The organism is Variovorax sp. V15 (assembly GCF_041154425.1).
Classification (GTDB): domain Bacteria; phylum Pseudomonadota; class Gammaproteobacteria; order Burkholderiales; family Burkholderiaceae_C; genus Variovorax; species Variovorax guangxiensis.
Window position 1 is genome coordinate 141583 of record NZ_AP028659.1, and the last position, 24478, is coordinate 166060.

22 protein-coding genes are annotated in these 24478 nt (G+C 68.9%); 11 read left to right on the forward strand and 11 right to left on the reverse strand.

The features are described 5' to 3' along the window. Window positions 1–34: 34 nt before the first annotated feature. Complete coding sequence (locus ACAM57_RS00680) at window positions 35–2305, forward strand: PhoX family phosphatase (protein WP_369660377.1); 2271 nt, start codon at window positions 35–37, stop codon at window positions 2303–2305. Between the two features lie 17 nt (window positions 2306–2322). Here the strand turns inward: ACAM57_RS00680 and ACAM57_RS00685 are convergent, their stop codons facing one another. After that, a complete protein-coding gene (locus ACAM57_RS00685; protein WP_369660378.1) occupies window positions 2323–2796 on the reverse strand; it encodes an Lrp/AsnC family transcriptional regulator in 474 nt (157 codons plus the stop codon). 105 nt (window positions 2797–2901) lie between these two features. Between ACAM57_RS00685 and mdeB the strand changes: the two genes are divergently transcribed. The 10 genes from mdeB (at window position 2902) to ACAM57_RS00735 (ending at window position 14452) form a co-directional block, all read left to right on the forward strand. Continuing rightward, on the forward strand, window positions 2902–5556 hold the full coding sequence (gene mdeB, locus ACAM57_RS00690; RefSeq protein WP_369660379.1) for an alpha-ketoglutarate dehydrogenase: 2655 nt from the start codon (window positions 2902–2904) through the stop codon (window positions 5554–5556). Between the two features lie 65 nt (window positions 5557–5621). Further along, on the forward strand, window positions 5622–6398 hold the full coding sequence (locus ACAM57_RS00695) for a FadR/GntR family transcriptional regulator (protein WP_369660380.1): 777 nt from the start codon (window positions 5622–5624) through the stop codon (window positions 6396–6398). A gap of 122 nt (window positions 6399–6520) precedes the next feature. After that, window positions 6521–7846, forward strand: a complete 1326-nt coding sequence (locus ACAM57_RS00700) for an MFS transporter (RefSeq protein WP_369660381.1) — start codon at window positions 6521–6523, stop codon at window positions 7844–7846. A 158-nt stretch (window positions 7847–8004) separates the two neighbouring features. Then, entirely contained in the window at window positions 8005–8949 is a 945-nt protein-coding gene (ltnD, locus tag ACAM57_RS00705) for an L-threonate dehydrogenase (protein WP_369660382.1), read from the forward strand. Between the two features lie 20 nt (window positions 8950–8969). Continuing rightward, window positions 8970–9986, forward strand: a complete 1017-nt coding sequence (denD, locus tag ACAM57_RS00710; RefSeq protein ID WP_369660383.1) for a D-erythronate dehydrogenase — start codon at window positions 8970–8972, stop codon at window positions 9984–9986. A gap of 5 nt (window positions 9987–9991) precedes the next feature. Continuing rightward, the gene (otnK, locus tag ACAM57_RS00715; RefSeq protein WP_369660384.1) at window positions 9992–11263 is read left to right on the forward strand and encodes a 3-oxo-tetronate kinase; all 1272 of its coding nucleotides are present in this window, start codon (window positions 9992–9994) and stop codon (window positions 11261–11263) included. Window positions 11264–11271: 8 nt separating this feature from the next. Beyond that, complete coding sequence (locus ACAM57_RS00720; RefSeq protein WP_369660385.1) at window positions 11272–11940, forward strand: aldolase; 669 nt, start codon at window positions 11272–11274, stop codon at window positions 11938–11940. 12 nt (window positions 11941–11952) lie between these two features. Next, window positions 11953–12774 (forward strand): 2-oxo-tetronate isomerase, encoded by an 822-nt coding sequence (gene otnI / locus ACAM57_RS00725; protein ID WP_369660386.1) that lies wholly within the window; start codon window positions 11953–11955, stop codon window positions 12772–12774. After that, complete coding sequence (locus ACAM57_RS00730; RefSeq protein ID WP_369660387.1) at window positions 12771–13970, forward strand: amidohydrolase family protein; 1200 nt, start codon at window positions 12771–12773, stop codon at window positions 13968–13970. The genes otnI and ACAM57_RS00730 overlap by 4 nt, the downstream gene beginning before the upstream one ends. Continuing rightward, window positions 13967–14452, forward strand: coding sequence for a RidA family protein (locus ACAM57_RS00735; RefSeq protein ID WP_369660388.1), 486 nt, complete (start codon window positions 13967–13969; stop codon window positions 14450–14452). Before ACAM57_RS00730 ends, ACAM57_RS00735 begins: the two co-directional genes overlap by 4 nt. On the opposite strand, the gene ACAM57_RS00740 is transcribed toward ACAM57_RS00735, so the two are convergent. From ACAM57_RS00740 to ACAM57_RS00785, 10 genes are all read right to left on the reverse strand, one after another. Then, complete coding sequence (locus ACAM57_RS00740; protein ID WP_184639405.1) at window positions 14445–15110, reverse strand: TetR family transcriptional regulator C-terminal domain-containing protein; 666 nt, start codon at window positions 15108–15110, stop codon at window positions 14445–14447. The genes ACAM57_RS00735 and ACAM57_RS00740 overlap by 8 nt on opposite strands. Further along, entirely contained in the window at window positions 15107–16075 is a 969-nt protein-coding gene (locus tag ACAM57_RS00745; protein WP_369660389.1) for a 2Fe-2S iron-sulfur cluster-binding protein, read from the reverse strand. Before ACAM57_RS00745 ends, ACAM57_RS00740 begins: the two co-directional genes overlap by 4 nt. 31 nt (window positions 16076–16106) lie before the next feature. Continuing rightward, complete coding sequence (locus tag ACAM57_RS00750) at window positions 16107–16697, reverse strand: NAD(P)H-dependent oxidoreductase (RefSeq protein ID WP_369660390.1); 591 nt, start codon at window positions 16695–16697, stop codon at window positions 16107–16109. Window positions 16698–16852: 155 nt separating this feature from the next. Then, window positions 16853–17881 (reverse strand): ABC transporter substrate-binding protein, encoded by a 1029-nt coding sequence (locus ACAM57_RS00755; protein WP_126021091.1) that lies wholly within the window; start codon window positions 17879–17881, stop codon window positions 16853–16855. A gap of 59 nt (window positions 17882–17940) precedes the next feature. Continuing rightward, complete coding sequence (locus tag ACAM57_RS00760; protein ID WP_369660391.1) at window positions 17941–19326, reverse strand: FAD-binding oxidoreductase; 1386 nt, start codon at window positions 19324–19326, stop codon at window positions 17941–17943. Then, on the reverse strand, window positions 19316–20206 hold the full coding sequence (locus ACAM57_RS00765; protein WP_369660392.1) for an ABC transporter permease: 891 nt from the start codon (window positions 20204–20206) through the stop codon (window positions 19316–19318). The genes ACAM57_RS00760 and ACAM57_RS00765 overlap by 11 nt, the downstream gene beginning before the upstream one ends. Further along, on the reverse strand, window positions 20184–20996 hold the full coding sequence (locus ACAM57_RS00770; RefSeq protein ID WP_369660393.1) for an ABC transporter ATP-binding protein: 813 nt from the start codon (window positions 20994–20996) through the stop codon (window positions 20184–20186). Before ACAM57_RS00770 ends, ACAM57_RS00765 begins: the two co-directional genes overlap by 23 nt. Then, window positions 20993–21814: a creatininase family protein gene (locus ACAM57_RS00775; RefSeq protein ID WP_369660394.1), complete on the reverse strand. Its 822-nt coding sequence runs from the start codon at window positions 21812–21814 to the stop codon at window positions 20993–20995. Before ACAM57_RS00775 ends, ACAM57_RS00770 begins: the two co-directional genes overlap by 4 nt. 178 nt (window positions 21815–21992) lie before the next feature. After that, a complete protein-coding gene (locus ACAM57_RS00780) occupies window positions 21993–23618 on the reverse strand; it encodes an MFS transporter (protein ID WP_184639420.1) in 1626 nt (541 codons plus the stop codon). A gap of 29 nt (window positions 23619–23647) precedes the next feature. After that, on the reverse strand, window positions 23648–24418 hold the full coding sequence (locus ACAM57_RS00785; protein ID WP_126021096.1) for an amino acid ABC transporter permease: 771 nt from the start codon (window positions 24416–24418) through the stop codon (window positions 23648–23650). Between the last annotated feature and the right edge of the window lie 60 nt (window positions 24419–24478).

Sequence of the window (24478 nt, forward strand, 5' to 3'; positions counted from 1 at the left end):
GTTTTTCCCCAACCCACGAAGAAAGACATTGCGCATGACCGCAAACACCCGCTCCGACGATCGCCCGGTCGAAATCGAAGACATCGGCACCAACACCACGTCGAACCCCTCCTTCACCGACCTGATCGCCTCGCGCCTGAGCCGTCGCCACCTGTTCGGCCTGGGCGTCGGCACCGCCGGCACCGCGCTGCTCCAGGCATGCGGTGGCGGTGGCGGCGGCGGCACTGCCTTCCCCGTCCTTCCCCCTGCACCGGCCCCCGCCCCGGCGCCCGCTCCGACCCCGGCGCCCAGCCCCGCACCGATGAAGCTCGGCTTCAATGCCGTGGCCAAAAGCCTCGCCGACGTGGTCACCGTGCCGGCCGGCTACACCGCCAGCGTGCTGTATCGCCTGGGTGACCCGATCGCCTCGGGCGTGCCCGCCTACCAGAACAACGGCACTGACGACGCCACTACCTACGACCGCCGCGCTGGCGACCACCACGACGGCATGACCTACTTCGGCATGAACGCGTCGAACAAGTGGGACCCCGCCGGTGCATCGCGCGGTCTGCTGGTGATGAACCACGAGGCCATCACGCCGCTGTTCCTGCACCCCACCGGCCAGACCATCAGCGGCAGCGGCACCGCGGCCGCACGCACCGTGGCCGACGAAGTGCTGCGCGAGTTCTACCTGCACGGCGTGAGCGTGATCGAGGTCAACAAGAGCGGCAGCACCTGGAGCTACAAGCAGGACTCGAGCTTCAACCGCCGCGTCCACACGCTCACAGAAATGACCCTTTCGGGTCCGGCCGCCAAGACCGACTACGTGAAGACCAAGTACTCGGCCGACGGCAGCAAGACCCGCGGCACGCTCAACAACTGCGCCAACGGCACCACGCCGTGGGGCACGTACCTCACCTGCGAAGAGAACTGGGCCGGCTATTTCCGTCGCATTACTGCGACCGATAACGCCAACCGCACCGCCAAGGAGTTGGCCTCCTTCGCGCGCTACGGCATCGGCGGGATAGACAGCAAGGGCGCAGAAACTGGCACTGGCCGTGAACTCTGGGCCACTGTTGCCGGAGGCGATGACATCCACGCCCGCTGGAATACCGAGGTCCTCGGCGCCACGTCCGCCGACGACTATCGCAACGGTTCCAACACCTACGGCTGGGTGGTCGAGATCGATCCGTTCACCCCCTCCAGCACGCCGAAGAAGCGCACCGCGCTCGGCCGCTTCGGCCACGAAGGCGCTTGCCTGGGGCCGGTCGTGGTCGGCAAGCCGCTGGTCTGGTACATGGGCGACGACTCGCAGAACGAATACCTCTACAAGTTCGTCTCCACCAAGGCGTGGGACGCTGCCGATATCGGCGGCGGTATCGCGGCAGGCGACAAGTACATGGACGATGGCAAGCTCTACGTCGCCAAGTTCAAGGCCGACGGCACGGGCGACTGGCTGGAACTCAAGCTCGGTGTGAACAACATCAATGCCAGCTATTCCAAGTACGCCTTCGCCGACGCAGCCGATGTGGTGATCAACGCCCGTCACGCCGCCGATGCCGCGGGCGCCACCAAGATGGACCGCCCCGAATGGACGGCTGTGAACCCGAAGAACGGCGAGGTGTATCTCACCCTCACCAACAACTCGGCACGCCCGGTCGGTGGCACCGACGCGGCCAACCCGCGTTCGTACAACGATCCCAAGGGGCCGAGTCAAACGGCTCAGAAGGGCAACCCGAACGGCCACATCATCCGCTTCGCCGACGCCGGCGGTGACCCCGCTGCTGTCACCTTCAAGTGGGACGTGTACCTCTTCGGCGCGCGTTCGACCGCATCGGCCGACGTGAACCTGTCGGCCCTCGGTGCGGACAACGACTTCTCCAGCCCCGACGGCATGTGGTTCAGCCAGGCCGCGCCCGGCCTGCTGTGGATCGAGACCGACGACGGCAAGTACACCGACGTGACCAACTGCATGCTGCTCGGCGCCCTGCCGGGCAAGGTCGGCGACGGCGGCGCGAAGACCATCACCAACGTCGACGGCTCCACCACCGCCACGCAGGCCACCTTCGTCGGCAAGGCACCGGGCACAGACGGCTTGCGCCGCTTCCTGGTCGGGCCGATCGACTGCGAGATCACCGGCATCGCCGAATCGGGCGATGGCCGCGCGCTGTTCGTGAACATCCAGCATCCGGGCGAGAACACGGCCAAGGCCGACATCGGCGATCCGACGAAGTTCCTGAGCCACTGGCCGGAAGGCGGCAACGCCCGCCCGCGCTCGGCGACCATCGTCATCACGAAGAACGACGGCGGCCTGATCGGCCTCTGATCGATCTCCGAGCGTTCCTACAGCGGCGCTGCCGGCAACGGCAGCGCCGTTTTGTATCGCACTTGCTTGAGCGCAAAGCTCGAGCGGATCTTCTCGATCCCCGGAATCGGCGTGAGCTGCTCCAGGATGAATTTCTCCAGCGCCGCCATGTCCGCCACCGCGATGCGGATCAGGTAGTCGCTGTCGCCCGTCATCAGGTAGCACTCCATCACCTCGTCGTGCTCGGCGATGCGTTGCTCGAAGTCGGCGAGCGACTGCTTGCTCTGCGTCGTGAGGCTGATCGAGATGAACACGTTGAGCCCCAGGCCCAGCGCCTTGGCGCTGGCGAGGGCGACGTAACGGTCGATCACGCCGTTGGCCTCGAGCACCTTCACGCGAGCCAGGCAGGGCGACGGCGAGAGGTGCACGCGCCGCGCCAGCTCCACGTTCGACAGCGCGCCGTCGCGCTGAAGCTCGTCGAGGATGCGCAGGTCGATGGCGTCGAGTTGCATGAAATGCTGTGTAGAGCTGGTTTTGCGGAATTTTATGCTGCAACGCCGCCATGGGCTTGGCGCTGCCGGTAGCTAATTTTCCTCACGGCGGCCTAAAGTGCCGTCATGAACGCCCCGATTTCGCCCGACCAGATGCGCGCCCTGCTGCTGGATGAAACGCAGCTCTCGCACGACCCCGACCCCGCCGAGACCGCCGAGTGGCGCGATGCCTTCGTGGCGCTGGCGCAGACGCAGGGGCCGCAGCGCGCCAGGCAGATGCTGGCCGAACTGGCCCGCCTCGCGCGGCAGCAGCGCATCGGCTGGCAGCCCGAGCTGGCGACGCCGTACGTCAACACCATCGCGGTGGAAGACCAGCCGCCGTTCCCGGGCGACCTTGCCATCGAGGAGAAGCTCGCCTCGCTGATGCGCTGGAACGCGCTCGCGATGGTGGCCAAGGCCAACCAGGCGTACGGCGAGCTCGGCGGCCACATCGCGAGCTACGCGAGTGCGGCCGACCTGTTCGAGACCGGCTTCAACCACTTCTTCCATGCGCGCAGCGAGCACCATCGCGGCGACCTCGTGTTCTTCCAGCCGCACAGCGCACCGGGCGTGTACGCCCGCGCCTACCTCGAAGGCCGCCTGAGCGAGGAAGACCTGAAGCACTACCGCCAGGAACTCACCGCGCCCGCCTTCACCGACGGCAGCGGCGCGCGCGGCCTGTGCAGCTACCCGCATCCGTACCTGATGCCGGACTTCTGGCAGTTCCCGACCGGCTCGATGGGCATCGGCCCCATCAGCTCGATCTACCACGCGCGCTTCATGCGCTACCTCACGCACCGCAACCTGCTGAACTGCGAGGGACGCAAGGTGTGGGGCGTGTTCGGCGACGGCGAGATGGACGAGCCCGAATCGATGAGCGCATTGACGCTCGCTGCGCGCGAGAAGCTCGACAACCTCGTGTGGGTCGTCAACTGCAACCTGCAGCGCCTCGACGGCCCAGTGCGCGGCAACGGCCGCATCATCGACGAGCTCGAGAAGCTCTTCGCCGGCGCGGGCTGGAACGTCATCAAGCTCGTGTGGGGCAGCGACTGGGACGGCCTCTTCGCGCAGGACGCGAGCGGCGCGCTTGCGCGCGTCTTCGCCAACACCGTCGACGGCCAGATGCAGACCTTCGCCGCCAAGGACGGCCGCTTCAACCGCGACAACTTCTTCGGCCAGAACCCCGAGCTCGCGCGCCTGGCCGAAGGCATGACCGACGAGCAGATCGACCGCCTCAAGCGCGGCGGCCACGACCTCGTGAAGATCCACGCCGCCTATGCCGCAGCCGCGGCGCATCGCGGCCAGCCCACCGTGATCCTCGCCCACACCAAGAAGGGCTACGGCATGGGTAGCGCCGCGCAGGGCAAGATGACCACGCACTCGCACAAGAAGATGGGCGACGTGGACCTCATCGAGTTCCGCGACCGCTTCAACCTCCCGCTGACCGACGCGCAGGCCACCGCGATGGACTTCTACCGCCCGGCCGAGGACAGCGCCGAGATGCGCTACCTGCGCCAGCACCGCGAGGCCCTCGGCGGCGCCATGCCGCGCCGCGAGACCGCCTGCGAGGTGGTGGCCAAGCCCGACATCTCGAGCTACGCGCAGTTCGCCACCGTCGCGGCCGGCAAGGAGATGAGCACCACCATGGCCTTCGTGCGCATGCTGGGCAACCTGATGAAGGACAAGGCCCTGGGCCCGCGCATCGTGCCCATCGTGGCCGACGAGGCGCGCACCTTCGGCATGGCCAACCTGTTCAAGCAGGTCGGCATCTATTCGAGCGTGGGCCAGCGCTATGCGCCGGAAGACATCGGCTCGGTGCTGAGCTACCGCGAAGCCACCGACGGACAGATCCTCGAAGAGGGCATCAGCGAGGCCGGCGCCATCGCGAGCTGGACGGCCGCGGCCACCAGCTACAGCGTGCACGGCCTGGCGATGCTGCCCTTCTACATCTACTACTCGATGTTCGGCTTCCAGCGCGTGGGCGACGCCATCTGGGCCGCGGCCGACCAGCGTGCGCGCGGTTTCCTGCTGGGCGCCACCTCGGGGCGCACCACGCTCGGCGGCGAAGGCCTGCAGCACCAGGACGGCAGCAGCCACCTCGTGGCCGCGACCATCCCCAACTGCAAGGCCTACGACCCGGCCTTCGCGGGCGAGATGGCGGTGATCGTCGACGCGGGCATCCGCGAAATGATGGTCGAGCAGCAGGACGTGTTCTATTACGTCACGCTCATGAACGAGAACTACGCGCAGCCCGACGTGCCGGCCGGCGCGGAAGGCGACATCCTGCGCGGCTGCTACCGCTTCGGCACCTATGCGCCGGCTTCGGGCAAGGCGAAGAAGAAAGTGACGCTGATGGGCTCGGGCGCGATCCTCACCGAGGTCGTGAAGGCCGCGCAGCTGCTGGCCGAAGAGGGCATCGAGGCCGAGGTGTTCAGCGTGACAAGCTGGAGCGAACTCGCGCGTGACGGGCTGGCGTGCGAGCAGCGCGCCTTGGCTGGCGAGAAGGCCGATACACCGTTCATCGCGCGGCAGCTCAGCGCTGGAAAGACGCCGATCATCGCCGCCACCGACTACGTGCGCGCCGTGCCCGAGAGCGTGCGCGCCTTCCTGCCCGAAGGCCGCCGCTACATCACGCTGGGCACCGATGGGTTCGGCCGCAGCGACACGCGTGCGGCGCTGCGCGGCTTCTTCGGCGTCGATGCGCAGAGCATCGCGAAGGCCGCGCGTTACGCGCTGAGCTGATTCCTGCGGGTTCCGCGATGGGGTGGGCCCTGCGTTAGAGTCGCAGGCCCACCACCTTCGCGCCCATGACCGCCCGCTTCCAGTCCATCGCCCCCGCCGTCCGCCTGGCCGACCAGGTGGCCGATGCGCTCGCGGCCGAGGTGCGCAGCGGGCGCTTGTCCGAAGGCGACCGGCTGCCCACGGAGACCGCGCTGGCCGAGCAGTTCGGCGTGAGCCGCACCGTGGTGCGCGAGGCGGTGTCGCGGCTGAAGTCGCTGGGGCTGCTCGATTCGCGCCAGGGCAGCGGCGTCTACGTGCGCGCTGCCGGCGTCGAGCCGCTGCGCTTCGAGATGCCGCATGTGGCCTCGCGCGAGGCGGTGATCCAGATGGTCGAGCTGCGCCGCGCGCTCGAAGCCGAGGTGGCCGCGCTGGCCGCCGAGCGCCGCACGGACGAAGACGTGCAGCGCATCCGTGACGCCATCGCCGCATTGCACGCGGCGGTCGAGGCGGGCGGCAACGGCGCGGACGAGGACGTGCGCTTCCACCGCGCCATCGCCGAGGCGGCGCGCAACCCCTTCCTGATCGGCACGCTGCAGTACCTGCGGCAGTTCCTGCACGGCGCCACTCGCGTCACGCGCGCCAACGAGGCGCGCCGCGCCGACTTCGCGCGCGAGGTGGCACAGGAGCACGCGCGCATCGTCGAGGCCATCGAGACCGGCGATCCGCTGCGGGCGCGCGAAGCCGCCAAGAGCCACATGGACAACGCGATCCGCCGCATCGAGCTGGCCGATCCGGTGTTCTGGCAGCAGGAGGGCGAGCAGCTCGCCCGTCCGCTGGTCGAGGGCTGGCCCGTCGGCGGCTGAGCCGACACACAAAGACACCGCAAAGTCGCCGCGAGGCGCCATTTCCGAGGGTTTACCCGGGTCGGCCAGGAAAACTCAGATTTGTATGATGACCTGACAAATCATCTGAGACGCAGCCTTCCATGACTTCCTCGACCCTCCAGGCCGGCGCCATGCCGCCCGCCGCCGCCGATGCCGCGCTCGAAAAGCGCGCCTATTCCAAGGTGTTCTGGCGCCTCGTGCCCTTCCTCATGCTCTGCTACGTGATCGCGTATCTCGACCGCGTGAACGTCGGCTTCGCCAAGCTGCAGATGGGCCAGGACCTGGGTTTCAGCGAAACCGTGTTCGGTCTTGGCGCCGGCATCTTCTTCCTGGGCTACTTCCTGTTCGAGGTGCCGAGCAACCTGCTGCTCAACCGCGTGGGCGCGCGCATCTGGATCGCGCGGATCATGATCACCTGGGGCCTGCTGTCGGCCTGCTTCATGTTCGTGAAGACGCCCACCAGCTTCTACATCCTGCGCTTCCTGCTCGGGCTGGCCGAGGCGGGCTTCTATCCGGGCGTGATCCTCTACCTCACGCACTGGTACCCGGCGCACCGGCGCGCGCGGATCATCGCGGTGTTCATGTCGGCCATTCCGGTGGCGGGCATCTTCGGCAACCCGCTGTCGGGCTGGATCATGGACAGCTTCCACGGCGTGTCGGCCATGAGCGGCTGGCAGTGGATGTTCCTCATCGAAGCCATCCCCGCCGTGCTCATCGGCGTGATGGTGCTGCTGTACCTGGACAACGGCATCGCCCAGGCGCGCTGGCTCAGCGCCGAGGAAAAGGCCCTGCTGCAGCGCGAGGTGGCGAACGACGCCGCCCACGGCGCCAAGGGCCCGCACTCGGTGGCCGGCGTGTTCCGCGATGCGCGCATCTGGTGGATGGCGTTCATCTACTTCGCCTTCGTCATGGGCCAGTACGCACTCACCTTCTGGCTGCCCACGCTGGTCAAGGCCACGGGCGTGCAGGGCAACCTGAACATCGGGCTGCTCAGCGCGATTCCGTTCCTCTGCGCCATCGTCGCGATGAACCTCTTCGGCCGCAGCGCCGACCGCCGCCAGGAGCGCCGCTGGCACCTGATCGTGCCGGCCATGATGGGTGCCGTGGGCTTCACCGTGGCCGCTTCGTACACGCAGAACACGGCCGTGTCGCTGGCGTTCCTCTCGCTCGCCGCGGCCGGCGTGCTGACCTGCGCGCCGCTGTTCTGGTCGCTGCCCACCGCCTTCCTCACGGGCACGGCCGCCGCCGCGGGCATCGCCGCCATCAACTCGGTGGGCAACCTCGCGGGCTTCGTGAGCCCCTACCTCATCGGCTACCTGAAGGACCTCACGGGCAGCACGCAGATCGGCATGTACGTGCTGGCCGGCGCGCTGGTGCTCGGCGCCATCGGCGTGTGGTTCACGCCCAAGCAACTGGTCAACCGTTAGATGAAGTACACCCCCAGGCTTCGCGCACTTCGTGTCGCTGCGCCAACCCCCTCGCCGGGGGCAACACCTGCGGCCCGGCAAAGCCGGTTCCGCGGTGTTTCCCGAACGGGGCGCGTCGCACCGGGTGCCCGGCCTTGCAACTGAACGGAAGCAACGCAATGAACCAAGAAAAGACCCCTTCCACCATCTCCGCTGCCACTCCCGTCGTCGGCCTCGTGGGCCTGGGCGCCATGGGCGCCGGCATGGCGCAGTCGCTGCGCCGCGCGGGCCATGCGCCGCATGTGTTCGACGTGCGCCGCGAGGCCGCCGAAGCCTTCGCGCGCGAAGGCGGCACGGCCTGCGCCACGCTGCCCGAGCTCGGCGCGCAATGCGACATCGTGGTCAGCGTGGTGGTGAACGCCGCGCAGACCGAGTCGGTGCTGTTCGGCGACGGCACCTTGCCCGGCTGCGCCGCGTCGATGAAGCCCGGCAGCGTCTTCGTGATGTGCTCCACCGTCGATCCGAACTGGTCGGTGGCGCTGGAGGCGCGCCTGGAGAAGCTGGGCATCCTCTACATCGACGCGCCGATCTCCGGCGGCGCCGCCAAGGCCGCGAGCGGCCAGATGACGATGATGACCGCCGCCAGGCCCGCCGCGTACGAGAAGGCCGGCGCGGTGCTCGACGCCATGGCCGCCAAGGTCTACCGCCTGGGCGACAAGGCGGGCGCGGGCAGCAAGGTGAAGATCATCAACCAGCTGCTGGCCGGCGTGCACATCGCGGTGGCGGCCGAGGCCATGGCGCTGGGCCTGCGCGAGGGCGTGGACCCGGCGGCGCTGTACGAGGTCATCACCCACAGCGCGGGCAACAGCTGGATGTTCGAGAACCGCATGGCGCACGTGCTCGCGGGCGACTACACGCCGCTGTCGGCCGTGGACATCTTCGTGAAGGACCTAAGCCTGGTGCTCGACGTGGCGCGCGCGAGCAAGTTTCCGCTGCCGCTGTCGTCCACCGCGCACCAGATGTTCATGCAGGCCTCGACGGCGGGCTACGCTCGCGAGGACGACAGCGCGGTAATCAAGATCTTCCCCGGCATCGAGGTGCCGGGTCCGAAGAAAGAAGCCTGAAAGAAAGAAGAGACACGCACATGAACATCCTCATCACCGGCGGCTGCGGCTTCCTGGGCGCCCGCCTCGCACGCACGCTGCTCGCGGGCCGCAGCCTCGCGCTGGCCGGATCGGCCGCGCAGCCCGTCTCGCGCATCACCCTGGCCGACCGCGTGCCGCCGCCCGCCGACCTGGCTTCCGACGCGCGCGTGCAGTTCGTGCAGGGCGACCTGCTGGAGCAGCTTTCGAACGGCGCGCTGCCCGTCGCCGACACGCAGCTCGTGTTCCACCTCGCCGCCGCCGTGAGCGGCGAGTGCGAGGCCGACTTCGACCTCGGCATGCGCAGCAACCTCGACGCCACGCGCGGCCTGCTAGAAGCCGCGCGCCGCGCGGGCCACTCGCCGGTGTTCGTGTTCTCCAGCTCGGTCGCGGTGTTCGGCGATTCGCCCGAGCAGCGCCTGCCCGCGGTGATCGAAGACACCACGCTGCCGACGCCGCAGAACAGCTACGGCATCCAGAAGTTCATAGGCGAGCAGCTGGTGGCCGACTTCACGCGCAAGGGCTTCGTGCAGGGCCGCAACGTGCGGCTGATGACGGTATCGGTGCGCCCCGGCCGGCCCAACGGCGCGGCCTCCAGCTTCCTGAGCGGCATGCTGCGCGAGCCGCTGGCCGGCGAGCGTGCGCGCTGCCCCGTGTCGCCCGACACGCCCGTCGCGCTGGCCTCGCCCGGCAACACCGTCGCCGGTATCGTCCGCGCGGCCACTGCCAGCGCCGCCGAGTGGGGTGCTCGCACCGCCATCAACCTGCCCGCGCTGACCACCACCGTGCGCAAGATGGCGCAGGCGCTCGAACGCATCGCCGGCAAGGAGGCCACCGGCCTGATCGACTGGGAGCCCGACGCCGCCGTCGCGAAGATCGTCACCAGCTGGCCCAGCCGCATCCACGCCGCGCGCGCCGAGGCGCTGGGCCTGAAGGCCGACGCCAGCTTCGACGCGATCCTGCGCGACTACGTGCGCGAGAACGCGCAGGCCGTGAAGCTGCCCATCGCGAAGGACTGAACGCCATGTCCAAGCTCGTGCTCGGCTGCATTGCCGACGATTTCACCGGCGCCACCGACCTCGCCAACAACCTCGTGCGCGCCGGCATGCGCGTGGTGCAGGCCATCGGCGTGCCGGACGGTCCTCTTGATGCCGACGTCGATGCGGTGGTCGTCGCCCTCAAGTCGCGCACCATCGCGCCGGCCGAAGCCGTCGCGCAGTCGCTCGATGCATTGCGCTGGCTGCAGTCGCAGGGTGCGAAGCAGATCTACTTCAAGTACTGCTCCACCTTCGACAGCACGCCCCAAGGCAACATCGGCCCCGTGACCGAGGCGCTGATGGACGCGATGGCGTGCGACTTCACCATCGCCACGCCCGCCTTCCCCGACAACAAGCGCACCGTGTTCAAGGGCTACCTGTTCGCGGGCGACGTGCTGCTCAACGAGAGCGGCATGCAGAACCACCCGCTCACGCCGATGACCGACCCGAACCTCGTGCGCGTGCTGCAGGCGCAGTGCAGGCGCAAGGTGGGGCTGGTCGACTACGCGGTGGTGGCGCGCGGCGCCGCCGCCATCGGGGAGCGCATCGCGCAGCTCAAGGCCGGGGGCGTTTCCATCGCCATCGTCGACGCGGTGTCGAACGACGACCTGCTGCGCATGGGCCCGGCGCTCGCGAAGATGCCGCTGGTGACGGCCGGCTCGGGCGTGGCCATCGGCCTGCCTGCCAACTTCGGCCTCGCGCCCTCGTCGCAGGCGAGCGCGCTGCCCAAGGCGGGCGGCAAGTCGGCGGTGGTCTCGGGCAGCTGCTCGCTCGCCACCAACCGGCAGGTGCTCGACTTCATCCAGCGCGGCGGCGCGGCGCTGGCCATCGATCCGCTGCGCATCGCGGCGGGTGTGGACGTAGCGGCCGAAGCACTGGCCTGGGCCACGCCGCTCATCGACAAGGGCCCGGTGCTCGTCTACTCCACCGCCGAGGCCGGCGCCGTGAAGTCGGTGCAGGGCCGGCTCGGCGTGGAAGAAGCCGGCGCGATGGTCGAGCGCACCATCGCCGCCATCGCGCGCGGACTGGTCGAGCGCGGCGTGCATCGGCTGGTGGTGGCCGGCGGCGAGACTTCGGGTGCCTGCGTGCAGGCGCTGGGCATCGCGCAGATGCAGATCGGCCCGCAGATCGACCCCGGCGTGCCGTGGTGCCATGCGCGCTCCGAAGCCGCACCCGAGGCCGGCCTGCACATCGCGCTGAAGTCCGGCAACTTCGGCAGCGACGATTTCTTCACCAAGGCATTTACAGTGCTCGGATGACCGAGAGCATGAGCGAGAACCAAGCCCGCGAGGAAATCTGCCGCGTCGGCCGCAGCCTGTTCGAGCGCGGCTACGTGCATGCCACGGCCGGCAACATCAGCGTGCGGCTGGACGACGGCGGCTTCCTCATCACGCCCACCGATGCCTGCCTCGGCTTTCTCGACCCTGCGCGGCTCGCGCGGCTCGACGCGCAGGGCCGGCAGACCGGCGGCGACCGCGCCAGCAAGACCATCGCGCTGCACACGCGCATCTATGCCGCCGCGCGCAGCTTCGATGCGAACACCGCCTGCGTGATCCACACCCACAGCACGCACTGCGTGGCGCTCACGCTGCAGTCGCCCGGCGACGAACTGCTGCCCGCGCTCACGCCCTATTTCGTGATGAAGGTGGGCCATGTGCCGGTCATTCCGTATCACCGCCCCGGCGCGCCGGAAGCCGCCGAGCAGGTGGCCCAGGCCATCGGGCGCTTCGGCGCGGCCGGCACGCCGATCCGCGCCGTGATGCTCACGCGCCTCGGCCCCAACGTGTGGCACGACACACCGGGCGCCGCCATGGCCGTGCTCGAGGAACTCGAGGAAACCGCCAGGCTCCAGCAGCTCGCGCAGGCCGCAAGGCCCCAGCCGCTGGATGCCCGACAGATCGATGAACTGCGCCGCACTTTCGGCGCGCGCTGGTAGTAAAAACACCCCATGCCCCAATTCGCAGCCAACCTCTCGATGCTCTACCCGGAGCTCGCCTTCCTCGACCGCTTCGACGCCGCCGCGAAGGACGGCTTCAAGGCCGTGGAGTACCTCTTCCCCTACGACTTCGCCAAGGAAGAAATCGTCGCCCGGCTGAAGCACAACGGCCTGCAGCAGGTGCTGTTCAACGGGCCGCCGGGCGACTGGAACAGCGGCGAGCGCGGCCTGGCCTGCCTGCCGGGGCGCGAGGCCGAGTTCCGCGAAGGCATCGCCAAGGCCATCGACTACGCCGTGGCGCTCGACTGCCCGCGCATCCACGTCATGGCAGGCCTCGTGCCCGCAGGCCAGCAGCGCGACGCGCTGCAGCCGGTGTACGTCGACAACCTGCGCTGGGCCGCGGCCGAGGCCGCCAAGGCGGGCCGCGACGTGCTGATCGAGCCGATCAACACGCGCGACATCCCGGGCTTCTTCATCAACCGGCAGGACCATGCGCACGAGATCGTCGAGACCGTGGGCGCGCCCAACCTCAAGGTGCAGATGGACCTGTACCACTGCCAGATCGTCGAGGGCGACGTGGCGATGAAGATCCGCAAGTACCTGCCGACCGGTCGCGTCGGCCACATCCAGATCGCCGGCGTGCCCGACCGCAACGAGCCCGACATCGGCGAGCAGAACTACCCGTACCTCTTCGACGTGCTCGACGAGGTGTCGGCGCAGTGCGGCTGGCAGGGCTGGGTCGGCTGCGAATACCGGCCGAAGCGCGGCACGGAGCCCGGCGGCACCTCGGCTGGGCTGGGCTGGCTGCGCGAGTGGCGGCAGCGGCACGCATGAAGCTCGAAGCGCTGCGCATTCCGGCGCCGCTGCGTGGCTTCGCGGCGGGCGAGGCGCAGCTGTTCGACGTCACCATCGAGGGCGACAAGGTCGCCGCCATCACGGCCGCCGCGCAACAGCAGCAAGCAAAGGGCACGCTGCTGAGCGCGCTGGTCGAGGCGCATGCGCACATCGACAAGAACTACACCGTGCAGGACGTGGGCGCCGCGCAAGGCAACCTGTTCGTCGCCATCGACCGCATGAACCGCCACCGCGAGAGCTGGACCGGCGAGTCGCTGCGCCTGCGCATGGAGCGCGCGCTGCACGACGCCTGGCTGTCGGGCACGCGCGCGCTGCGCACGCACCTCGACTGGGTGCAGCCCGAGCCGCCGGCCGCGCTGGCGGTTTTCGAGGCGCTGCGCGAGGAATGGCGCGGGCGCGTCGAGCTGCAGTTCGTCTCGCTCACGCCGCTGGACCTGTTCGCCGACATCGCCGCAGGCGATCGCATCGCGCGCGAGGTGAAGCGCGCGGGCGGCGTGCTCGGCGCCTTCGTCTACCGCAACGACGGCATCGTCCACAAGCTGGGCCGCGTGTTCGACCTCGCGCAGCAGCACGCGCTGGCGCTGGACTTCCACGTCGACGAAGGCCTGGACGTCGAGGCCACCGGCCTGCGCAGCATCGCCCAGCTGGTGCGTGCGCGCGACTTCAGGCAGGGCGTGGTCTGCGGCCATGCCTGCTCGCTGTCGGTGCAGGAAGACACCGTTGCCGCCGAAACCCTCGCGCTGTGCGCGGGCGCCGGCATCCACATCGTCGCGCTGCCCACCACCAATCTCTACCTGCAGGGCGCCTGGGACCGCACGCCCGTGCAACGCGGCATCACGCGCATCCGCGAGGCGGCGGCACGGGGCTTGCGTGCGAGCCTGGCGACCGACAACGTGCAGGACTCCTTCTATCCCTACGGCAGCTACGACCTGCTGGAGACCTTCGGCCTCGGCGTGCAGGCGGCGCATCTCGCGCCGGCTGAAGACTGGCTCGACACGATCACCGTGAGCCCCGCGAAGGCGCTGGGGCTCGCGTGGGACGGACGCATCGCGCCGGGCTGTCCGGCCGACCTGCTGGTGCTGTCGGCCACCGGGGAACATGAACTGATCGGCCCGCGCGGACGGCAACGCACCGTCATCCGCGCCGGCCAGCCACTGGAGAGCAACGAACGATGAGCATGGGCAAGCCGATGGCCAACTACGCGGCCGCCAAGCGCGTGGGCGATTTCGTCTTCATGAGCGGCGTGGTCGCCGTCGACCCGGCCACGCGCCGCGCGGTCGCCGGCTACGACGCCATATCTGAGGAGGCGCGCACCGCGCTGCAGAGCGTGGGCTACGCCACCGGACAGATGTCGGTGGACGTGTTCGAGGCGCCCATCGTCGCGCAGAGCTGGTTCGTGCTGGAGCGCATCCGCCAGATCGCGGCCGAGCACGGCGGCACGATGGAAGACGTGGTGAAGCTGGTGCAGTACTTCCGCCACCTGCCGCACTACGCCTTCTACAACCGCGTGCGCGGCCTGTTCTATCCGGGCGAGCCGCCGGTGAGCACGGTGGTGGAGGTGTCGCGCTTCCTGCCGGGCGACGAGGTTCTGGTGGAAGTCGAAGCCACCATGTACCTGCCCCGGACCTCGTTCTCGTCGTCTTCCTCGTCTACCTGACGCCCGCGCCCTTGAGCAGGAACTCGGTCACCTGCTCGATCAGGTAGCGCCGGTCCTTTTCCTCACCCTGCTGGGCGGTGTCGCGGAAGTAGGCGGCCTGCGTCGCGTGGTCGGCGTAGAACTGGGTCACGGCCCAGATGTGGAACAGCACCAGCATCGGGTCGGCCTCGTCCATCAGGCCCTGGCTCATCCAGTTGCGGATCACGGCGGCGGCCTGGTCGGTGCGCTGCTTGCTCGTGTCCATCATGCTGTTGAGCACCGGCGCGCCGCGCATCATCTCGGCGGTGAAGATGCGCGAGCGCAGCGGGTGCTCGAACGAGAACATCATCTTGCGCCGGATCAGGTCGCCCAGCACCTTGCGCGGGCCGAAGGCCTCGTCGCTGAAGCCGAACACCACGATCCAGTCGTTGAGGATGTCCTGCAGCACCTGGCGGTACAGCGCCTCCTTGCTGTCGATGTAGTAGTGCAGCTGCGCCTTCGAGAGTCCCGCCTTGTCGGCGATGGCCTGGGTCGACGCGCCGGCCAGCCCCTCGCTCGCGAACACCTCGATGGCGGCCTGGTTGATGAGGCCGAGCACCTGCGTGTACTTGCGCGAGCGGCCGCGCGTGGCGGGGGCTTCGCCGTCGCTCTCTTCCGTGATCGCGGCGCGTGTGCTCACAGCTGCAGTTCCAGTTCCAGCCCCTTGGCGCGCGAGCAGCACAGCGCCACCTTGTGGCGGCGCTCGCTGCCCGTGAGGCAGAAGTCGCGGTGCTCGGCGCCCTCGCCGTCGCCCTCGACCACGCAGGTGCCGCACAGCCCCTGCTGGCACGACACCGGAATGTCGATGCCGACCTCGTGCAGCGCGTCGACGGCGGTCTGGTCGGCCGCCACTGGCACCGTGATGCCGCGCCGCGCGAGCTTCAGCGTGAAGGGCAGGCCGGTGACGGCGCCCGCGTCGGCTGGCGCGGCGAAGTACTCGGCGTGCAGCGCATCCTCGGGCCAGTGCGCGGCGGCGTCGCGCACCGCCTGCATGAAGCCGCCGGGGCCGCACACGTACAGATGCGTGCCGGGCGCGCGCTGGGCCAGCAGCGAGCGCAGGTCGATGCGCTGCGAAGAGGCATCGCCCTGGTCCAGGTGCAGCCGCAGGTGCGGCGCCAGCGCCGGGGCATGCAGCGCGTCGGCGAAGGCCAGGTGCTCCTCGCTGCGCGCGAACACGCACAGCGTGAAGGCGGCGCCGCGCGCGGCCAGCGCCTGTGCCATCGCCAGCAGCGGCGTCATGCCGATGCCGCCGGCCAGCAGCAGGTGGTGCGTGGCCTCCTCGCGCAGCGGGAAGGTGTTGCGCGGCGCGCTGATCGGCAGCAGGTCGCCCTCGCGCACGCGCTCGTGCATCGACGCCGAGCCGCCGCGGCTCGCGAGCTCGCGCTTCACGCCGATCACGTAGCGCCCCGCGCTGGCGGCCGATGGCGCGCGCGCCAGCGAGTACTGGCGCGAGAAGCCGCCCGGCATGTGTACGTCGATGTGCGCGCCGGCCTCGTAGGAAGGCAGTGGCCGGCCCCAAGGGTGGGCCATCTCGAAGGCCAGGATTTCGGGCGTCTGGCGCGAGATGCGTTCGACGCGGACGGTGAGCGTGCGTTCGAGGCTCATGGATGTGTCTCCCTGCGGTCGTTTCTGCCGCCTAGATGCTGCCCAGCTTGCGCGAGACGCGTTCGATGAAATGGGTGCGGTCGCTCGCGGTGACGGCGTTCATGTCGTGCAGCTGCAGCCACGTCACCTTGCAGCGCCACGCGAACAGCGCGCGCAGCGCCCGCGTGAAGAGCCGCCTGCCCGGGTCGCCGATGACCATCACGAACCAGCGCGGCGAGCCGCCGGTGGTCACCACCGTGAGCCGCCTGATGTGCCGCATGCCCGACTTCGCGAGCTGTCCCTTGCGTTCCGCGGGCAGGAAAGCCACGCCCGGCAGCCACACCCGTTCCAGCCAGCCCTTGAGCATCGACGGCGGCCCGTGGAACCAGGTGGGAAACACGAACACCAGGTGCTCGGCCCACAGCAGCGCTTCGACGTGGGGTTTCACACGCTCGCGTATCAGGTCGGGGTTGTCGAGGTAGGCGATGCGCTCTTCGCATGTCAGCGTGGGGTCGAAGCCCTCGGCGTACAGGTCGATGGCCTTGACGGGATGTCGCGGCGAGAGCGCCTCGAGGGCGGTGCGGTAGAGCGCGTGGTTGAAGCTGTCAGGATTCGGATGGCAATGGACGACGAGCGTTTTCATGGTTGAGGGCCGGTTCGCCCGGCGGTTGTTGGCCGCCGGCGAGACGGGGTCAGAGCCCAGGGGGTGAAAGGCCGCGCGGTGCCTTATGGCAACCCAGGCGCCGGCATCTGACCCCGGCGCAAGCCCCGCGCGACCCGCGGGAAAAACCGGTGTGCTTACTTGCCCGTGAGCTTCTTGCGCACGTCGATGCCGACGCCCTTGTTCACGAACTGCGTGGTGACCACCTTCGACAGGTCGACCTCGCCGGGCTTGTACAGGCCGGCCTTGACCATCTTGTCGTAGAAGTCCTTCACGCGGGCCTCGTCCATCGCGCCGATGCCCTTGGTGAGCGACTCGCCGCTGTCGACGATGCCCATCTTTTTCATCAGCTCGATGGAGCCCTGCGAGGAGGCCACGGGCGAGTCGGGGTTGATCCTGGCGATCATCTCGTTGGCGGCCTTGTTGTCGCCGTAGAGGTAGTTGTTCCAGCCGATGATCGATGCCTCGATGAACTTGCGCACCGTCTCGGGCTTGGTCTTCACCAGGTCGGCGCGCGTCTCGATGGTGGTGGAGTAGGTCGAGAAGCCGTTGTCGGCCAGCAGCTGCACCACCGGGTCGAAACCGGCCTGCGCCTTGATCGACAGCGGCTCGGAGATGGCGTAGCCCTGTTGAATGGACTTCTTGTCGGCCAGGAAGGGGCCCACGTTGAAGGTGTAGGGCTTGAGCTGCGAGTCCTTGAAGCCGTGCTCCGACTTCATCCACTGCCAGAAGCTGAACTGGCCGTCCTTGCCGATGAAGGCCACCGGCGCCTTGGTCATGTCCTTGAAGGTGTCGAAGCCCTGGCCGGGGTGCGCGAACATGGCCTGCGGGTCTTTCTGGAAGAAGGCCGCAACCACCACGGTGGGCACGCCGTTCTTCACGTTGTCGAAGGACTGCAGCAGGTTGCCGGTCATCAGGAAGTCGACCTTGCCGGCCGGCAGCATCGGCCGGTTGTTGACCATCGGGCCGCCCTGCTGGATGTCGACGTCGAGGCCGTACTTCTTGTAGGTGCCGTCCACCAGCGCCTGGTAGAAGCCGCCGTGGCCGGCCTGCGCCTTCCAGTTGGTGGCGAACACCACTTTTTCCTGCGCCTGCGCGGCGAAGGCGGCGCCCGCGAGGGCGAGGCCGAGAACGAGCGGACGGAGAGCGAAGGCGGGAATGCGCATGGGAACGTGCTCCTGTGGAGGTTTCGTTGAAAAGTACGGGATGCGGAGACTAAGGCTTTTCAGCGCCCGACGGCCATGTCGGCACGCCATCCGCGTGTTTTTCCGGGGTTCATCAGGCCCATGGGGTCGCTGCGCTTCTTGAACTCGATCTGCTGCGTGTCGATGGTCTTCATGCCGCCGTCCTCGATGGTCACGACGTGCGGGTTGAAGATCACGCAGCCGCCCTGCGACTCGATCTCGCGGATCACCTCGTACTGGTGCGCCTCGCCCTTCCAGCGCACCAGCAGGATGCCGAAGGTGCCGCACTCGCCGTTGGCGCGCGCGAAGTCCTGGTGCTGCAGCACGTCGTCGCCGAAGATCTCCAGGTGCCGCTCGACCACCGACGGATCGAAGGGCTGGGCGTAGGCCACCTGCAGATAGGTCCAGCCGCGGTCGGCCTTCAGCGCCTGCAGCGTGGTGTGGTTGAAGGCGCACTCGTAGGCCGGCGGCAGTCCTTCGGCGAGCAACTCGGCCTCGGTGCCGGCCACCGAGATGGTGCCGCCCTGCGCCGCGGCGAGCGCGCGGAAGTCGGCCATCGACTCGGGCGAGACCATCGCGAACACCGCGTGCCGGTCGGCCGGGAAGCGGTCGCGCATGGCGGTGTAGTACGGCGAGAAGCGCGCCTCCACCGTCGAGAGCAGGAAGATGTCGAGCGAGGGCGCCTGCGCGGCGATGCCGAAGTCGAGCGCGCCGCGGTAGGTGTCGAAGAGCACCGTGCAGTGCACCCAGTCGACGGCCGGGCTCAGCGCCACTTCCACGTCGAGGATCACGCCGTTGGTGCCGTAGGCATGGTGCACCTGCTGGATCTCGTCGCCGTGCAGCTCGATGACGCGCGGCTCGCGCTCCACCGTCATCACGCGCGCGCGCAGCAGGTTGCCGGGGTCGCGCAGGATGCCGTGGCGGAACGAGCCGATGCCGCCGAAGCCGCCCGCGATGAAGCCGCCGATGGAGGCCACATGCCAGGTCGAGGGCCACATGCGCAGCGCCTGCCCGGTCTCGCGCGCGGCGAGGTCGATGTCGTGCATGCGGGCGCCGGCCTCCACGCGGATGCTGCCGGGCTGGATGTCGAGCACGCGGCACATCTGCGTCACGTCGAGCACGATGCCGCCTTCCAGCGGCACGCACTGGCCGTAGTTGCCGGTGCCGCCCGCGCGCACGGTGAGCGGCAGCTTCCACTTCGCGGCCACGGCCGCGGCCTGGCGCACGTCGTCCTCGGTGCCGACCTTCACCACCAGATCGGCCACGCAGCCCGCGAGCTGCGCGGTGAGGATGGGGCTGTACCAGTAGAAGTCCTTCGACAGCTGCTTGCGCTGGCCCGGCGCGGTGATCACGTTGAGGCCGCGCAGGTCCGCGCGCACGGCGTCCCAGTCGACTGCCGGCGCAGGGGTGGGCGTCCTAGCGTTCACGGCGCATCTCGCTTTCGTGCCAGTGGCCGAGCACCAGCCTGGACAGTGCCGCGAACACGATGAAGATCACGATGCCCAGCAGGGACACCAGCAGCAGCGCCGCGAACATCATCGGGATCTCGGTGCGGAAGCTCGATTCGAGGATGCGCGAGGCCAGCCCCGTTTCCTTGCCCGCCGTGCCGGCGGTGAACTCGGCCACCACCGCGCCGATCAGGCTCAGCCCGCCCGCGATCTTCAGGCCCGCCATGAAGTAGGGCAGCGCGCTGGGAGCGAGCAGGTAGCGGAAGGTCTGCCAGGGGGAGGCCTTGTAGAGCTGGAACAGGTCGCGCAGGTTGCTGTCGGCGCTCTTCAGGCCGATGACCGTGTTCGACAAGATCGGGAAGAAGGCCACGATCCATGCGCACAGCAGCAGCGCGGCCGTGGTGCTCGACACGTAGATCAGGATCAGCGGCGCGATCGCAATGATCGGCGTCACCTGCAGGATCACCGCGATGGGGAACAGGCCGATCTCCACCCACTTGAACAGCGCGAAGGCAATGGCCAGCAGCACGCCGCCCACGATGGCCGCGACCAGCGCCAGCAGCGTGAGCTTGACGGTGAACCACAGCGCACTCGAAAGCGATTCCCAGTTGTCGAACAGCGTGCGGATGATGAGCGAGGGCGCGGGCAGGATGTAGTGCGGGATGTTGTTGGCGCGAACCGTCCATTCCCACGCCAGCAGCAGCAGCGCGACGATGGCCGCGGGCACCACGATGCGCAGCATCGACTCGCGCCGGCGCAGCCGGTCCTCGTGCGCGCGCAGCGCGGCCTCGGAAGGCGCGGCGTCCGCTTCGGCAGCGGGCACGGCGACGGCGGGCTCAGTGATCGATGTCGACGCCATGCAGGGCTCCATGCAGGGATTGCGACACGGCAGTGCAGTGCGCGTTGTAACGGCTGGATGTGCGGAAGTCTTCGCCGCGCGGATAGGGCTCGTCGATGCGGATCTCGTCGATCACGCGGCCGGGCCGCGCGGCCATCACCACGATGCGGTTCGACAGGTACACCGACTCGTACACGCTGTGCGTGACGAACACCACCGAGAAGCGGTGCTCGCGCCAGATGGCCAGCAGGTCGTTGTTGAGCTTGATGCGCGTCATCTCGTCGAGCGCGGCGAAGGGCTCGTCCATCAGCAAGAGGCGCGGGTGCGTGACCAGCGCGCGCGCGATCGACACGCGCATCTTCATGCCGCCCGAAAGTTCGCGCGGATACACGTCGGCGAAGCGCGAGAGGCCGACCATCTCCAGCGCCTGCTTCACCACCGGCGCGGCGGCGTCTCGGCTGGTGCCGGCGAGCTTCAGCGGCAGCCAGACGTTGTCGAACACCTTGGCCCAGGGCATTAGCGTGGGCTCCTGGAACACGAAGCCCAGGTCGCGGTCGGTCTCGCCGTTCTTGGTGCCGGCGGCGGCACCGCTCCAGTGCATGTCGCCCGAGCTCAGGCGCGTGAGCCCCGCGATGAGGCGCAGCGCGGTGCTCTTGCCGCAGCCCGAGGGGCCGAGGAAGCTGATGAAGTCGTGCTCGCCGATGTCCAGCGACATGCCCTGCAGCGCGAGCGTGCCGTTGGCGAAACGCTTGCTGACGTTGCGCAGGCCGACCAGCGGCGTGCCGGCGGCGGTGGTGGCGTCGGCGCTCATTTCCAGGCGGGCTGGTTGGCCAGGCGCGAGAGCGGGAAGCGGTCGACCTCCTGCAGCAGCTCGACGAAACGTCGGCCCACGTGGTCGAGCACGGTGGCGCCCTTCTCGGCGGTGGCGCGCGTGGCGTCGCCGGCGGCGCCCGCGGGGTTGATGTCGTGCATCTGCCAGCCGAGCTTGCCGCTGGGCGTGATCGAGAGAAACTTGTTCTCCTCGGCCAGCTGCTCGGTCATGGAGCTGAAGTTGCGGAACTGGTCCTTGCGCACGTAGTCGGGCGTGAGGTGCAGCATCACCGAGCTTTCGAGGTCGCCGGCATGGATGCCGTGCCTGCCTTCATGCGCCGTGAACAGGCCCTCGGGCAGGCCCAGCGTGTACCAGTTGGCGGCCACGACCATCATGTCGTGCTCCTCGCGCAGGTCGCGCGCGACGATGTCCATCACGCTCATCTGGCCGCCGTGGCTGTTGTAGAGCACCAGCTTGCGCACGCCGGCCTTCGCGACACAGGCGCCGATGTCCTTCCACATCGAGATCAGCGTGTTCGCCGACACGGTGAGCGTGCCGGGGTAGCGCGAGTGCTCGTTGCTCTTGCCGTAGGGCACGGTGGGCAGGAACAGCACCGGCAGGTCGGCGGGCAGGTGCGGCAGCGTGGCGCGCACCATGCCGTCGATGGTGGCGGTGTCGGTCGACATCGGCAGATGCGGACCGTGCTGCTCGGTGGCGCCCACCGGCAGCACGGCGATGAGCCGTTCGCGGTCGAGGCGGGAGAACTCTTCGCTGGTCAGGTCGGACCAGAAGCGGCTGCGCAGGGGCGGCGGATTCATCGTGGGTGTACCTCGTGCCGCCGGGCGTGGCGGTGGCTTAAATTATCCATACGGTCAAAAAAGGAGGGCTATCCGTGGATACCCGGCAAATTTCGCCATGCAAGCGTCGTGCCATCAAATTTGCCCAGATGGTATGAAATAGCCGTCCGCACGGCCCCGCCCACCCCGCAGTGCCGGCTCAGCGCCGCACGATGTAGCGCGTGACGACCGGCCCCGACTCGCCGATGTGGAAGGCGAGCCTGCGTTCGCGCAGCGCCATGTCGCTGGCCGTCGCACGGTTGAAGCGGCGCAGGTGGTCGGTCCACGACTCGTCGACGATCTGCTCCACGTAGCGCTCGGGCTGCGCGATGTCGTGCAGCAGCTCCCAGCCGATGGCGCCCTGGCTCAGGCGCGCGCGGCGCGTCTGCTGCATCACGAGGTGGAAGGCGGCGGCGCGCGCCGGATCGATCAGGTACTCGACAGTGATCACCACGCGGCCGCTTTCCTCGGGCGCTTCCGCGGGCGGACCGACGGCCCAGCCGGCCTGCGCGGGGCTGGTGTCGTCCTCGCCGCTCAGGTCGGTCACCCATCGCAGCGCCGCGAGCATCAGCAGCGTGCCGCTCGCGGCCGCCACGCACAGGCTCGCGACCAGCGAGCTGACGGTGGCCACCTGCCCCCAGATGGCCGCGCCGATCGCGCTCGCGCCCATGATCGCCATCTGGTACATCGACATGCCGCGCGCGCGCACCCAGTCGGGCAGCGCGAGCTGGGCCGATACCGACAGCGAGTTGGCCACCGTGATCCACGCCATGCCGCCGAAGAACATCGCCGGCACCGCGACCCATGCGTTGGGCGCGAAGGCCATCACCGCCGTGGCGCCCGACTGCAGCAGCGTGCCGCGCAGCACCAGCTGGTCGCGTCCCATCGCCTGGCGCAGCCGGGGCAAGAACAGCACCGCGACGATCGCGCCCGCGCCCATGGCCGCCAGCAGCAGCGTGAAGGTGCCCGCGCCGCCGCCCTGGAGGTTGCGCGCCAGCAGAGGCAGCAGCGCCAGCAGCGCGGTCGAGTGGAAGAAGAAGATCGAGATACGCGTGAGCACCGCGCGCATGCGCTGCGACTGCCGCACGAACTGCACGCCCACGCGCATCGCGCTGACGAGCTTCTCGCGGCCCAGCGGGTTGGGCGTGTGCTCGCGCCGCCAGCGCAGCACCACGAAGCCAGAGGCCACAGACAGCACCGCGTTCAGCGCGAACACCCAGATGCTGCCCGCGCTCGCGATCAGCATGCCGGCGGTGAGCGGGCCCACGATGCGCGAAGCGTTCATGGCGATGCCGTTCAGCCCCAGCGCGGCCGGCAGCTGCGTGCGCGGCACCAGCTCGGGCACGATGGCCGCGAACACCGGCCAGCGCAGCGCCAGCCCGATGCCGTTGGCGAAAGTCAGCGCCAGCAGCAGCGGCGCGGTCATCAGGTCGAGCGCCAGCGCGGCGCACAGCACGATGGCGGTGCCGGCCAGCCAGAACTGCGTGGCCACCAGCCAGCGCCTGCGGTCGAGGATGTCTGCCAGCGCGCCGCTGGGCAGGCCCAGCAGGAACACCGGCAGCGTGGAGGCCGACTGCACCAGCGCCACCCAGATCGGCGAGGACGTGAGCGTGGTCATCATCCACGCTGCCGCCACGTCGTTCATCCACATGCAGATGTTCGCGACGAGCCAGGTGCTCCACAGCATGCGGAACACGGGGAGCTTCAGGGGCACGAGGGCCGCGAACTTCGTCGGCTGCGGCCTCGCGGGCGGGATGGGCGTCTCTTCGGGGGATATGGGCGGCATGTGGCGCTATTTTGGCGCGGCCGCCGCCGTCAGCCCCTGTCGCTTCGGGCCAGGCGGTGCTCGAGGCGGCGCAGCAGGGTGGTGAGGATCAGCGTCATCACCCAGTAGATGACCGAGATCGCGAGGTAAGGCTCCCAGTAGCGCGCATACGCACCGGCCACGGTGCGCGCGGCATACGCCAGCTCGGCCAGGCCGATGGCGGAGACCAGCGACGTATCTTTCAGCAGCGCGATCGCGTTGTTGCCCAGCGGCGGCAGCATGCGGCGGAAGGCCTGCGGCAGCACCACGTAGCGCATCACCTGCGCGGGCGAGAAGCCCAGCGAACGGCCCGCGTCGAACTGGCCGCGCGAGATCGACTGGATGCCCGCGCGGAACACTTCGGAGATGTAGGCGGCCGAGTTGAGCGTGAGCGCCACCACGCCCGAGATGAGGGCGCCGTGCTCCTGCTTGAGCGTGCGCGCGAGCTCGCCGTCGATCAGGATGCCCGAGGTCGGGTGGATGAACACCGGCATCACCGCGAAGTGGATCAACAGGATCTGCACGAACAGCGGCGTGCCCCGGAAGAAGCTCACGTACACCGTGGCCGGCCAGCGCAGGAAGAAGCGCGCCACCCAGGTCCACGGCGCGTGGCGCGGGTGCGCCAGCCGCGCGAGCGCGAGGCACAGCCCCCAGCTCGCGCCCAGCAGCACGCAGACCACCGTCATGCGCAGCGTCATCCATGCGCCCTGCCAGAACAGGTCCTTGTATTCCACGAGGATGTCCCATCGGAACCATCCAAAAAGCAGCACTGGTTGTTCCATCTATTGCTCCCCCCCAGGCTGCGCGCACTTCGTGTCGCTTCTCCCACCCCCTACCGGGGG

Bases quoted from the DNA above. Each gene is read 5' to 3' on its own strand.
- ACAM57_RS00785 (WP_126021096.1), bottom strand. From the start codon at position 24,418: ATGGAACAACCAGTGCTGCTTTTTGGATGGTTCCGATGGGACATCCTC.
- ACAM57_RS00770 (WP_369660393.1), bottom strand. From the start codon at position 20,996: ATGAGCGCCGACGCCACCACCGCCGCCGGCACGCCGCTGGTCGGCCTG.
- ACAM57_RS00775 (WP_369660394.1), bottom strand. From the start codon at position 21,814: ATGAATCCGCCGCCCCTGCGCAGCCGCTTCTGGTCCGACCTGACCAGC.
- otnK (WP_369660384.1), top strand. From the start codon at position 9,992: ATGTCCAAGCTCGTGCTCGGCTGCATTGCCGACGATTTCACCGGCGCC.
- ACAM57_RS00685 (WP_369660378.1), bottom strand. From the start codon at position 2,796: ATGCAACTCGACGCCATCGACCTGCGCATCCTCGACGAGCTTCAGCGC.
- ACAM57_RS00735 (WP_369660388.1), top strand. From the start codon at position 13,967: ATGAGCATGGGCAAGCCGATGGCCAACTACGCGGCCGCCAAGCGCGTG.
- ACAM57_RS00745 (WP_369660389.1), bottom strand. From the start codon at position 16,075: ATGAGCCTCGAACGCACGCTCACCGTCCGCGTCGAACGCATCTCGCGC.
- ACAM57_RS00680 (WP_369660377.1), top strand. From the start codon at position 35: ATGACCGCAAACACCCGCTCCGACGATCGCCCGGTCGAAATCGAAGAC.
- ACAM57_RS00765 (WP_369660392.1), bottom strand. From the start codon at position 20,206: ATGGCGTCGACATCGATCACTGAGCCCGCCGTCGCCGTGCCCGCTGCC.
- ACAM57_RS00720 (WP_369660385.1), top strand. From the start codon at position 11,272: ATGAGCGAGAACCAAGCCCGCGAGGAAATCTGCCGCGTCGGCCGCAGC.
- ltnD (WP_369660382.1), top strand. From the start codon at position 8,005: ATGAACCAAGAAAAGACCCCTTCCACCATCTCCGCTGCCACTCCCGTC.
- denD (WP_369660383.1), top strand. From the start codon at position 8,970: ATGAACATCCTCATCACCGGCGGCTGCGGCTTCCTGGGCGCCCGCCTC.
- ACAM57_RS00730 (WP_369660387.1), top strand. From the start codon at position 12,771: ATGAAGCTCGAAGCGCTGCGCATTCCGGCGCCGCTGCGTGGCTTCGCG.
- mdeB (WP_369660379.1), top strand. From the start codon at position 2,902: ATGAACGCCCCGATTTCGCCCGACCAGATGCGCGCCCTGCTGCTGGAT.
- ACAM57_RS00695 (WP_369660380.1), top strand. From the start codon at position 5,622: ATGACCGCCCGCTTCCAGTCCATCGCCCCCGCCGTCCGCCTGGCCGAC.
- ACAM57_RS00755 (WP_126021091.1), bottom strand. From the start codon at position 17,881: ATGCGCATTCCCGCCTTCGCTCTCCGTCCGCTCGTTCTCGGCCTCGCC.
- ACAM57_RS00700 (WP_369660381.1), top strand. From the start codon at position 6,521: ATGACTTCCTCGACCCTCCAGGCCGGCGCCATGCCGCCCGCCGCCGCC.
- otnI (WP_369660386.1), top strand. From the start codon at position 11,953: ATGCCCCAATTCGCAGCCAACCTCTCGATGCTCTACCCGGAGCTCGCC.
- ACAM57_RS00780 (WP_184639420.1), bottom strand. From the start codon at position 23,618: ATGCCGCCCATATCCCCCGAAGAGACGCCCATCCCGCCCGCGAGGCCG.
- ACAM57_RS00750 (WP_369660390.1), bottom strand. From the start codon at position 16,697: ATGAAAACGCTCGTCGTCCATTGCCATCCGAATCCTGACAGCTTCAAC.